The following is a 10,568-nucleotide window of genomic DNA, read 5'->3' on the forward strand; positions in this document are numbered from 1 at the left end:
CGCCGCCGCCGTGCGTCTGGTCGCCACCGACCGCGCCGCCGGGATGGACGCGCTGGAAGACGTCGCCGCCGCCTGGCCCGACACGCCCCAGGCCCGGGAGGCGACCTATCGTCTCGGCGACGCCCGTCGCGCGGGCAACGACCACGCCGGCGCGGTCCAGGCCTATGCCGCGGCCCTCAAGGACTGGCCGACCACGCCCTGGGCCGGAGAAGTGACCCTGCGTCTGGCCCGCTCCCTGGTCGCCACCAACCGCAACGCCCAGGCCTGTGCGGCCCTGGCCGAATTCAATCGCCGCTACGCCGCCTCGGCCACGGCGGCGCTGAAGGGAGTGGCGACACAGGTGGGCGCCCAGGCCCGCTGTTCCTGACCCCGGCGGACTCCGCGCTCACTGAACGGGTTCGGGCGCGGCTGGACGCCCGACTGTCGGGAGGGATCGACGCCCCCGTCCTGATCCCCCTGTCCGGCGGCGGCGACTCCATGGCCCTGCTGGGCCTGGCGGCGGACTGGGCCCGGGCGCGCGCACGCCGGCTGGTCGCCGTCACCATCGACCACGGCCTGAACCCCGACAGCCCCGTCTGGAGCCGCCGTTGCCGGACGGCCGCCGAAGCCCTCGGCCTCGACTGGATCGGCCGCCGCTGGGAGGGGGAGAAGCCGACGACCGGCCTGACGGCCACCGCCCGCGCCGCCCGCCACGCCCTGATCGCCGGGGTCGCGCATGAGGTCGGCGCCCACGTCATCCTGACCGGCCACACGGCCGACGACGTGGCCGAAGCCGACTGGATGCGCGCCCGCTCGGCTCAGGAGGGCGTCTCCCCCCTCGGCCGCCTGCGCGACTGGTCGCCCTCGCCCGTCTGGCCCGAGGGGCGCGGCCTGATGCTGCTGCGTCCCCTCCTGACGGAGCGACGCGCCGCCCTGCGCGATCTCCTGCGGTCGCTCGGCCAGGACTGGATCGAGGATCCGGCCAACCTCGACCCACGCTTCGGCCGCAGTCGGGCGCGCCGGGCCCTTGAGGATGCCCCGGACGCGACGGCGCCCCTCGCCTTCGCCTCGGCGCGTTCGGAAGCCCTGACGACGCCGATCCGCCCGCTGCCGTTCGGCCTCGGCTTCGAGACGGGCCGCGACCTGCCGCCCGCGGCGCTCTCGGCGATGCTGGTCTCGGCCTCGGGCGGTCAGGCCCTGCCGCGCGGCGAGCGGCTGGCCGCGCTCGCGCGCCGCCTGGCCTCGGGCGAGGATTTCACCGTCACCCTGTCCGGAGCGCGGATCGAGGGCGTCGGCGAACACGTGCGCGTCGCCCGCGAACCCGGTGAGATGCGCCGCCGCTCGGTCGCCCCCGTCCCGCTCTCCCCCGGCGTCGCCGCCGTCTGGGACGGGCGCGTCGAAGCCGTCTTCGATGAGCCCGGCTGGCGCCTCACCGGCGCCCACGGCCTTCTCAACCGCCTGTCGGACGCCGACCGGGCCGCCCTATCCGCCCTCCCGGCCCCGGTTCGGGGCGCGGCGCCTGTCCTGATCCGGGACGGCGGGGATGCCCCGGTTCTTGCAGGGCGGGTCGGCCGGGTCCGTTTCCTGCCGCCGCGCCGTCTGAACCTGGCCCTGTCCGGGTTCGGCCTCGTCTTTCCGGGCGAAACGACGCAGGAACACGGACTGTTTGACGGCGTGCATGGCGAAACCCCGACGACTGACCTATTTTCAGTCGCAACAGACGAACCGGCGCCGCCTCTGCGCGCGCCGCAGGACCGGAAACCGAGATGAACCTGCGTACACTTGCCATCCTTGGGGTCATCGCCCTGGGCCTGTTCGGCTTCTACGCCGTGGCCAGCCAGAACGGCGCGATGATGCCCGCCTTCATGGAGAAGGCCGCGACCGCCCCCGCCTCGACGGGCGCGGCTGCGAACGGGACGACCGCGAACGGCGCGACGCCCCCCGCGCCCAAGGCCGCCGCCTCGCGCCGCGAGGAGATCGACTACACCCAGCTGCAGCAGGCCATCGCCGCCAAGTCGATCCAGTCGGTCACGGTCCGCCGCGACCGGCTGGAAGGCGTCTATCGCGACGGCGGCAAGTTCGTCACCATCATCCCCCTCCCGGCCCAGGCGACGATCGACCAGATCGGCCAGTCCGGCGCGCGGGTGCATCTGAAGACCGGCGACCAGTCCATCTTCATGAGCCTGCTGGGCATCCTCCTGCCGATCCTGCTCATCGTCGCCGTCTGGATCTTCTTCATGCGCCAGATGCAGGGCGGCGCCCGCGGCGCCATGGGCTTCGGCAAGTCCAAGGCCAAGCTGCTGACCGAGCACAAGGGGCGCAAGACCTTCGAAGACGTCGCCGGCGTCGACGAGGCCAAGGAAGAGCTTCAGGAGGTGGTCGACTTCCTGAAGGACCCCTCCAAGTTCCAGCGTCTGGGCGGCAAGATCCCCAAGGGCGCGCTTCTGGTCGGCCCTCCCGGCACCGGCAAGACCCTTTTGGCCCGCGCGGTCGCGGGCGAGGCGGGCGTGCCCTTCTTCTCCATCTCCGGCTCGGACTTCGTGGAAATGTTCGTCGGCGTCGGCGCCAGCCGCGTGCGCGACATGTTCGAACAGGCCAAGAAGAACGCCCCCTGCATCATCTTCATCGACGAGATCGACGCCGTCGGTCGTCATAGGGGCGCAGGGCTCGGCGGCGGCAATGACGAGCGCGAGCAGACCCTGAACCAGCTGCTGGTCGAGATGGACGGCTTCGAGGCGTCCGAGAACATCATCCTGATCGCCGCCACCAACCGCCCCGACGTGCTGGATCCGGCCCTGCTGCGTCCCGGCCGTTTCGACCGTCAGGTGGTGGTGCCCAACCCCGACGTCTCGGGCCGCGAGCACATCCTGCGCGTCCATATGAAGGACGTGCCCCTGGGGCCCGACGTCAACGTCAAGACCATCGCGCGCGGCACGCCCGGCTTCTCCGGCGCCGACCTGGCCAATCTGGTCAATGAGGCGGCCCTGATGGCGGCGCGCAAGGATCGCCGCATGGTCACCCATCGCGACTTCGAGGACGCCAAGGACAAGGTCATGATGGGCTCGGAGCGCAAGTCCATGGCCATGAACGAGGAAGAACGCCGCCTGACCGCCTATCACGAGGGCGGCCACGCCATCGTCGCCATGAACGTCAAGATGGCCGACCCCGTCCACAAGGCGACCATCGTCCCGCGCGGCCAGGCCCTGGGCATGGTGATGCAGCTGCCCGAAGGCGACCGCTATTCGATGAAGTATCGCCAGATGGTCGATCGCATCGCCATCATGGCCGGCGGCCGTGTCGCCGAGGAGCTGATCTTCGGCAAGGACAACATCACCTCGGGCGCCTCGTCCGACATCCAGCAGGCGACCAAACTAGCCCGCCGCATGGTGACTCAGTGGGGCTTCTCGGACGTCCTCGGCACCGTGGCCTATGGCGAGAACCAGGAGGAGGTCTTCCTCGGCCACTCCGTCGCGCGCAGCCAGAATATCTCGGAAGAGACCGCCCGTCTGATCGACGCCGAGGTCAAGAAGCTGGTCACCTCCGGCTGGAACGAGGCCCGAAAAATCCTCAAGTCCAAGTCGGGCGATCTGGAAAAGCTGGCCCAGGCCCTGCTTGAATACGAAACCCTGTCGGGTCAGGAGATCAAGGACCTGCTGGAGAAGGGCGCCGCCCCCAACCGCGACGAGAACAACTTCCCCAACGCGGGCCCGTCGGTCTCCGTGCCGGTGACCCCGGTCTCCGACGGCGTGGAGGTGACGCCCACGGTCCACTGACACGCACCTTCGTCTCCGACCTGATCGAGGCCCCGCTGGAAACAGCGGGGCCTTTTTCACGCCCGCTCCACCGTGTCCCCTCCGGTCGTCGGGCCGCGCGCAGCCTCTCCTCCACTCCGCTGCGCTCCGAGCCCTCCCAACTGCAAAGCGCGAACGGGCAGGACGGGATGAAACCTTGCAATAGACCAGTTTGCATTTCAGACAAGTCTGTGAGATACGCCCTTCATCGCATTGGAGGCGACCCTGTCCATGACCCCGACTTCCATCCATACCGTCGCCCCGGCCGAGCGGCTGCACGGCCTCGACGCCCTCAGGGCCGGCGCCCTGCTGCTCGGGGTGGTGCTGCACGCCAGCCTGTCCTTCTTCCCGCAACAGATCTGGATCGTCGCCGACGACAGCACGTCGATCGGCGCGGCCTGGCTCTTCTTCGCCATCCACCTGTTCCGGATGATGGCCTTCTTCCTGATCGCGGGCCTGTTCGCCCACATGATGCTGGCGCGAAAAGGATGGCTGGCCTTCGCCAGGGACCGGGCGGTGCGCATCTTCGGCCCGCTCGCCGCCTTCTGGTTCCCGGTCATGGCGGGCATCGTCACGGCCCTGGTCTGGAACGCCCACGCCAACGGGCTGATCGTTCCGGGTGCGCCGCCGCCCCCGCCGCCCACCTACGACTGGACCAACTTCCCGTTGACCCACCTCTGGTTCCTCTACGTCCTGACCCTGTTCTGCGCCGCGACCCTCATCCTGCGCGCCCCCTTCGCGAGGTTCGACAGGTCCGGCGCCTGGGGCCGGGTCGTGGACCGCGTGACGGGCCCCCTGATCGGACCCTGGACGCCGTTCGTCCTGGCCGCGCCGCTCGCCCTCGCCTTCTGGCTGGACCCGAAATGGATCGCCTTCTTCGCCGTCCCGACCCCGGACGAGGGGCTCGTGCCCGACACCGCCGCCCTCGTCGGTTTCGGCCTGGCCTTCGCGCTCGGCTTCCTGATCGACCGCCGCCGCGACCTGCTGGACCGGATCGCCCGGTGGTCGCCCCTGTTTCTGATCGTCGCCCTCGTCTCGGGGGTCTACGCCTACATCCTGGCCGGCGGTCCGAACCTGACCCCGATGGCCGAGCCGACCGGCGCCAAGGCCCTCGCCGCGGCCGTCATCGCCCTCGCCGTCTACAGTTCGGCCTTCGCGGCCATGGGCCTCTGCCTCAGGTTCCTGTCGGGCCACAGCCGCGTCCGTCGCTACCTCGCCGACGCCTCCTACTGGGTCTACATCCTGCACCTGCCCCTGGTCATGCTGGCCCAGGTCTGGGTCCAGGACTGGGCGGGGCCCTGGTGGATCAAGCTGGCGGGCGTGTCGCTCGGCGTCTTCGCGGTCTGCCTGGCCTCCTATGAGCTGCTGATCCGCCACGGCTTCATGGGCCAATGGCTGAATGGCCGCCGCATCCCCTGGCGGAAGCCGAAGACCGACGCCGTGATCGCACCCGCCGAATAGCTTGCCATCTTCGACCGGCTCGTCCACCCACGGACGGGCCGGTCGTCACACAGAGTCGCCGAAAGAACCCCCATGCCCGCCAAGCCCCGCCTGAGTTCGCCGGAAGACGATCTCGCCTTCATGCGGTCGATCGTCCAGGGCGGCGGACGCCCGCCGATGACCCTGGCCGTCTGCTATCTCGCGGGCGGGCTGCTCTACGGCCTTCAGTGCCTGTTCCACGTCGGCCAGGTGCTCGGCCTGATCCGCTGGCCCGATCTGGCCAATCTGATCTTCGTCGTGGGGATCACGGTCGCCTTTCTGGTCATCCTGACCTGGGCCATCCTGAGGGACCGCAAGGCGGGCTCCGCCAACCGGGGGCCGTTCGCGACGCGGATGCTGAGCGCCGCCTTCAGCGCCACCGGCATGGCCAATGCGGCGGTGGTCATCGTCTTCGCCGCGGGCGCGATCCGCGACAGGGATTTCTCCGTCTGGCTCTACTACGCCGCCGTCGTCTTCGCCCTTCAGGCGGCGGCCTGGTATGTCGCTTGGATGCTGAAGAAGAAGGGCTGGATGCTGGCCGTCTCGCTCGGCGGCTGGGTGACGGCGGTGGCCCTGGGCCTGCTGGTGCGTCAGCCGGTCCTCTATCTCTACGTCTGCACCGCCGCCCTGTTCCTGCTGTTCGCCCTGCCCGGCTGGGCCCTGTTCCGCGATGCGCGCGGCGGCGTGAAGGCCGGCTGATCCATGGGCCTGGCGGATTTCGGACGGATCGACGAGGTCATCCACGGCCGAATGCGGCTGGGGATCATGGTCTATCTGGCCGATGTCGAGACCGCCGACTTCACCGAGCTGAAGACCGTGCTGGAAGCCACCCAGGGCAACCTCTCGGTCCATCTGAAGAAGCTGGAGGAGGCCGGCTACGTCGCCATCGCCAAGAGCTTCGTCAACAACAAGCCCCTGACCCGCATCGCCATCACCGATCGGGGCCGAACCGCCTTCGCCGCCTATCTGGACGCCCTGGGCGGGCTGATCGGAGGACGCGACTGATGGCGCCCATGGTTGTCGATCCGCATCGGGTGCGGGCCTTCGCTGACGCCGAAGCCTTCCACGACTGGCTGGCGCAGAACCACGATCGCGAGCCCGAAGTCTGGATGCAGATTTTCAAGTTGGGGTCAGGCACGCCGAGCGTCAGCTGGAAGGACGCCATCCCGGTCGCCCTCGCGTGGGGCTGGATCGACGGCGTGAAGAAGTCGTTGGACGAGGCCAGCTTTCTCCAGAGGTTCACCCCGCGCGGGCCGAAAAGCAGCTGGAGCGAGATAAACGTCGCCCATGCCGAACGGCTGATCGCCGAGGGCCGGATGCAGCCCTCGGGTCTCAAACATGTCGAGGCGGCCAAGGCCGACGGCCGCTGGGAAAAGACCTATCGGGTCAGGGGCGCCGCAGTCCCCGCCGACCTCCAGGCCGCCATCGACGCTGAACCCAGGGCGGCCGCCCTGTTCGCCGTCCTGACCAGTCAAAACCGTTTCGCCCTGATCCACCGCACCAATGCGCTCAAGACCGAGGCGGGCCGCCGAAAGAAGATCGCCGATCTGGTCGCCATGCTCGCGCGGGGCGAGACGCCGTATCCGCAGGGGAAGAAGCCGTGACACCCCTGTCTTGCATTCCTGCGGTCATGGGCATCGTCAACGTCACGCCCGACAGCTTCTCGGACGGCGGGCGGCTGGGCTCGGTCGAGGCGGCCGTCGCCCATGCGATGCGGCTCGTCGCCGAGGGCGCCGACGTGCTCGACATCGGCGGCGAGAGCACCCGGCCGGGCGCCGATCCGGTGTCGGAAGCCGAGGAAATCGACCGGACCGCGCCCGTCATCGCGGCGATCCGCGCCCTCTGGCCCGGCCCGCTCAGCATCGACACCATGAAGCCCGCCGTGGCCCGCGCCGCCGTCGCGGCCGGGGCGACGATGTGGAACGACGTGACCGCCCTGACCCACGCGTCCGACAGCGCAGTCGCTGCGGCCGAACTGGGCTGCGATGTCGTCCTGATGCACATGAAGGGCGAGCCGCGCACCATGCAGGCCGATCCTCGCTATGACGACGTGGTCGCCGAGGTCCGCGACCATCTGGCCGACCGGGCGGCGGCGGCCATGTCGGCCGGGGTGGCGCGGGACCGGATCTGGCTCGACCCCGGCATCGGCTTCGGCAAGACCCTCGACCACAACCTGGCCCTGACGGCGCGGCTGGAGGCCCTGGTCGAGCTCGGTTTCCCGGTCCTCTACGCCGCCAGCCGCAAGCGGATGATCCAGGCGGTGGACGCGACCGCCACCGACCCCGACGACCGTCTGGGCGGCTCACTGGCTCTCGCTCTGGAAGGCGCCCGGTGCGGCGCGCGCATGGTCCGGGTCCACGATGTGCGCGAGACGGTTCAGGCCCTGAAGGTTCAGGCGGCCTTGCGGGAGGCGGGACGTTGATCGAGCCTCTCCCTCTCCCTCTCCCTCTCCCTCTCCCTTTCCCTCTCCCTCTCCCTCCCCTCTCCTCCGTCATCCTCGGGCTTGACCCGAGGATCGGACGCTCAGCCCGCATTGCGCAGGGTGAAGGGCCAGACGTCGATCCAAGGCTCTACTGCCTGGGACGCCCAACGTCCGGCCCTCGGGTCAAGCCCGAGGGTGACGGGTGGGAGAGGAACAGCGCCAAAGCCTTGCTCCGAACGGGTTACTGAGCCATCTCCCGCCCATGACCTCGCCCCTCGGACGCGTCCTGATCATCGCCGGCTCGGATTCGGGTGGCGGCGCGGGCATACAGGCCGACATCAAGGCCGTGACGGCCATGGGCGGCTATGCGGCCACCGCCATCACCGCCATCACCATCCAGAACACGATGGGCGTTCACGGGGTCCACCCCCTGCCGCTGGACGTGATCGAGCAGCAGGCCAAGGTCGTGCTGGACGACATAGGAACCGACGCCTTCAAGACCGGCATGCTGGGTACGGTGGAGACGGTCGAGCGGGTGGCGGCCATCCTCGACAGCTACGCCGCACCCGCCGTCATCGATCCGGTCATGATCGCCAAGGGCGGCCATCCCCTGCTGGCCGAGGCGGCAGTCGGCGCCGTGCGGTCGCTGATGGTGCCGCGCGCGGCCCTCCTGACCCCCAATGCGCCCGAGGCCGAGGCCCTGACCGGCGTGCCGGTCGCCGATCTGGACGGCCAGAGGCGGGCCGGCGAGGCCCTGCTGGCGCTCGGCGCCCGGGCCGTGCTGATGAAGGGCGGTCATGTCGGCGACGGCGCGACCGTGACCGACCTGCTGCTGACCCCGACTGGCGAGACCCTGCTGGAGGGCGAGCGGTTCGACACCACCTCGACCCACGGCACCGGCTGCACCCTGGCCAGCGCCTGCGCCGCCGGCATCGCCCTGGGCCGGCCGCTGGAGGTCGCGGTGGCCGAGGCCTGGGCCTATGTCGCCGAGGCCATCCGCCGCGCGCCCGGCCTGGGCCACGGCCACGGCCCGCTGGACCACGGCTGGAGGCTGAGGGCATGAGCGATCTCGAAACCCGCCTCATCGACATCGTCCGCGCCAACCCAGACCTGATGCAGGTGCTGACGACGGTTCGGGCTCTCGACCTGCCCGACTGGCGACTTTTCTCCGGGGCCGTCTATCAGGGCGCCTGGAACGACCGCACCGGCCGCCCGGTCGGCTACGGCGTCAAGGATTACGACATCGGCTACTTCGACCCCGACACCTCCTGGGACGCCGAGGACGTCTTCATCAAGCGCGCCGCCGCCGCCTTCGACGAGCCGTTGCGTTCGCTGGTCGAGGTGCGGAACCAGGCCCGGGTCCACATCTGGTTCGAGGACCATTTCAACGAGCCCTACGAACCCCTGACCCACACGGACGAGGCCCTGTCGCGCTTCGTCGCCCCCGCCTTCGCCGTCGGGGTGCGACTGGAGGCGGACGATACGATCTCCGTCGCCGCGCCCTTCGGCCTGCGGGACGTCTTCGACATGGTGATCCGGCCCAATCCGAACCGGCCCCGGGCCTCGGGCTGGGACAGGGTCATCGCCTCGGCCCGGGCGCGCTGGCCGGAGCTGACGGTGGTGGAATAGCGGAAAGGGCGCGACCCCTTCGGATCGCGCCCTCCTGGTTCAGGCCTCTATCCGGCCCGTGGGACCGTCAAGCCTTAGTGGCGACGGTTGTCGTGGTCGCGGCGTTCGCTGCGGACCTGGGCCGACAGACGGTCGTAGCGGCGGTCCAGATCGATGCGCTCGGTGCGGCTCAGACCGCCCCGCATGTAGGAGCGCTCCAGACGGACCAGGCTGTTCAGCTCGGCCTTCAGGCGGTCGGCCTCACGACGGCTCAGCGAGCGGTTGCGCAGGCCCTGATCGATGCGGCGGTCCAGATTGTACTTGCGGTCGTTGATCGACTGCCAGTTCTGGTAGCTCTGCACGGCCGGGGCGCGCGCCGGGCCATGGTTGTAGGATTGGGCGGCGGCCGGGACTGCGACCGAAGCGGCAGCCAGGACCAGGGCGGGAATGACGAGGTTTTTCATCGGTTCGTTCCTTGGTTTCGGTCACGGGCCGGGGTGGCCAGCGATGACTGCAGATAACCACCGCCCGGCTGAGCCCGACCTGAACGACCGCGCTCAGGTTCGGTTCATCAAGGTGAGAAATGCGTCATGAACCCGAGGCCGTTTCCGGTCGTGAGAAACAGGCTCGCGCGCGAGGCCGGCGCGCCGGGCGCACCTCCGCCTGATGCATCCCTGTCACGTCGTCGCGATCCGTGTTCGACGGGGCCCCGCATCGTTTGTCGGCGGGTCCGTCGTGACCTATACGGAGCATTCAGCCTCTGTTCAGGCGACCGCGCCTAGATCGAACGCCATGTCCCGTATGTCCCACAGCCTGATCGTCGCCCTCGCGACCCTGGCCCTCGCCGCTCCCCTGGCGACGGGGGCCTCGGCGCAGGACCGTCCGCGCGAGCGTGATGACCGTCAGGAACAGCCGCAGCGCCCCCGCGTCAGCCCGGACGAGGCCCGGCGCGGCGCCTCGCCCTACGGCCGGCCCATCGACACCCAGCCGCGTCGCGACGGCAACTACAGCGTTCTGGTCGAACGCGGCGGCCAGGTGCGCGACGTCACCGTCGACGGCCAGACCGGCCGGGCCCGCCCCAGCGGCGACAATTCGAACAGCAACGACCAACGTCCCCGCAGGCCCAACTGATGCGCGTTCTCCTCGTCGAAGACGACGCCGACCTGTCGCGTCAGCTGAAGACCGCCCTCGGCGACGCCGGCTATGCGGTCGATCATGCCGCCGACGGCGAGGAAGCCCACTTCCTCGGCGACACCGAACCCTATGACTGAGTCATCCTCGACCTGGGT

General features: G+C 69.8%; 12 protein-coding genes and 1 pseudogene. 12 read left to right on the forward strand and 1 reads right to left on the reverse strand.

What is annotated here, in order from left to right:
• The 10 genes from ACT6QK_RS13785 to ACT6QK_RS13830 all read left to right on the forward strand — a co-directional run.
• Positions 1-367 (forward strand): tetratricopeptide repeat protein (locus tag ACT6QK_RS13785; protein ID WP_444598407.1); only part of this gene is annotated, 367 nt, incomplete at its 5' end.
• Positions 364-1,749 carry a tRNA lysidine(34) synthetase TilS gene (gene tilS, locus ACT6QK_RS13790; protein ID WP_444598408.1) on the forward strand — a complete coding sequence of 462 codons (1,386 nt, stop codon included), beginning with the start codon at positions 364-366 and terminating at the stop codon, positions 1,747-1,749. The genes ACT6QK_RS13785 and tilS, both read left to right, overlap by 4 nt.
• Entirely contained in the window at positions 1,746-3,752 is a 2,007-nt protein-coding gene (gene ftsH, locus ACT6QK_RS13795) for an ATP-dependent zinc metalloprotease FtsH (RefSeq protein WP_444598398.1), read from the forward strand. Before tilS ends, ftsH begins: the two co-directional genes overlap by 4 nt.
• 249 nt (positions 3,753-4,001) lie before the next feature.
• On the forward strand, positions 4,002-5,231 hold the full coding sequence (locus ACT6QK_RS13800) for an acyltransferase family protein (protein ID WP_444598399.1): 1,230 nt from the start codon (positions 4,002-4,004) through the stop codon (positions 5,229-5,231).
• A gap of 72 nt (positions 5,232-5,303) precedes the next feature.
• Entirely contained in the window at positions 5,304-5,948 is a 645-nt protein-coding gene (locus tag ACT6QK_RS13805; RefSeq protein WP_444598400.1) for a hypothetical protein, read from the forward strand.
• Positions 5,949-5,951: 3 nt separating this feature from the next.
• Positions 5,952-6,254, forward strand: coding sequence for a winged helix-turn-helix domain-containing protein (locus ACT6QK_RS13810; RefSeq protein ID WP_444598401.1), 303 nt, complete (start codon positions 5,952-5,954; stop codon positions 6,252-6,254).
• Entirely contained in the window at positions 6,254-6,853 is a 600-nt protein-coding gene (locus ACT6QK_RS13815) for a YdeI/OmpD-associated family protein (RefSeq protein ID WP_444598402.1), read from the forward strand. Before ACT6QK_RS13810 ends, ACT6QK_RS13815 begins: the two co-directional genes overlap by 1 nt.
• 26 nt (positions 6,854-6,879) lie before the next feature.
• Complete coding sequence (gene folP / locus ACT6QK_RS13820) at positions 6,880-7,671, forward strand: dihydropteroate synthase (RefSeq protein WP_444598409.1); 792 nt, start codon at positions 6,880-6,882, stop codon at positions 7,669-7,671.
• 262 nt (positions 7,672-7,933) lie between these two features.
• On the forward strand, positions 7,934-8,734 hold the full coding sequence (gene thiD, locus ACT6QK_RS13825; protein WP_444598403.1) for a bifunctional hydroxymethylpyrimidine kinase/phosphomethylpyrimidine kinase: 801 nt from the start codon (positions 7,934-7,936) through the stop codon (positions 8,732-8,734).
• Complete coding sequence (locus ACT6QK_RS13830) at positions 8,731-9,300, forward strand: nucleotidyltransferase family protein (RefSeq protein ID WP_444598404.1); 570 nt, start codon at positions 8,731-8,733, stop codon at positions 9,298-9,300. The genes thiD and ACT6QK_RS13830 overlap by 4 nt, the downstream gene beginning before the upstream one ends.
• A gap of 74 nt (positions 9,301-9,374) precedes the next feature.
• Here ACT6QK_RS13830 and ACT6QK_RS13835 read toward each other — a convergent pair whose 3' ends face one another.
• On the reverse strand, positions 9,375-9,743 hold the full coding sequence (locus ACT6QK_RS13835; protein ID WP_444598405.1) for a hypothetical protein: 369 nt from the start codon (positions 9,741-9,743) through the stop codon (positions 9,375-9,377).
• 328 nt (positions 9,744-10,071) lie between these two features.
• Here ACT6QK_RS13835 and ACT6QK_RS13840 point away from each other — a divergent pair, with 328 nt between their 5' ends.
• Positions 10,072-10,410, forward strand: a complete 339-nt coding sequence (locus ACT6QK_RS13840; RefSeq protein WP_444598406.1) for a hypothetical protein — start codon at positions 10,072-10,074, stop codon at positions 10,408-10,410.
• Positions 10,410-10,547 (forward strand): annotated as a pseudogene (locus ACT6QK_RS13845) (DNA-binding response regulator); the annotation flags it as partial. The gene ACT6QK_RS13840 and the pseudogene ACT6QK_RS13845, both read left to right, overlap by 1 nt.
• Positions 10,548-10,568 lie beyond the last annotated feature (21 nt).

This window comes from Brevundimonas sp. (assembly GCF_052436175.1).
Classification (GTDB): Bacteria; Pseudomonadota; Alphaproteobacteria; order Caulobacterales; family Caulobacteraceae; genus Brevundimonas.

Coding starts and splice junctions, on each gene's coding strand:
- folP (WP_444598409.1), top strand. CDS start 6,880: ATGGGCATCGTCAACGTCACGCCCGACAGCTTCTCGGACGGCGGGCGG.
- ACT6QK_RS13810 (WP_444598401.1), top strand. CDS start 5,952: ATGGGCCTGGCGGATTTCGGACGGATCGACGAGGTCATCCACGGCCGA.
- ACT6QK_RS13830 (WP_444598404.1), top strand. CDS start 8,731: ATGAGCGATCTCGAAACCCGCCTCATCGACATCGTCCGCGCCAACCCA.
- ftsH (WP_444598398.1), top strand. CDS start 1,746: ATGAACCTGCGTACACTTGCCATCCTTGGGGTCATCGCCCTGGGCCTG.
- ACT6QK_RS13840 (WP_444598406.1), top strand. CDS start 10,072: ATGTCCCGTATGTCCCACAGCCTGATCGTCGCCCTCGCGACCCTGGCC.
- ACT6QK_RS13805 (WP_444598400.1), top strand. CDS start 5,304: ATGCCCGCCAAGCCCCGCCTGAGTTCGCCGGAAGACGATCTCGCCTTC.
- thiD (WP_444598403.1), top strand. CDS start 7,934: ATGACCTCGCCCCTCGGACGCGTCCTGATCATCGCCGGCTCGGATTCG.
- ACT6QK_RS13815 (WP_444598402.1), top strand. CDS start 6,254: ATGGCGCCCATGGTTGTCGATCCGCATCGGGTGCGGGCCTTCGCTGAC.
- ACT6QK_RS13800 (WP_444598399.1), top strand. CDS start 4,002: ATGACCCCGACTTCCATCCATACCGTCGCCCCGGCCGAGCGGCTGCAC.
- ACT6QK_RS13835 (WP_444598405.1), bottom strand. CDS start 9,743: ATGAAAAACCTCGTCATTCCCGCCCTGGTCCTGGCTGCCGCTTCGGTC.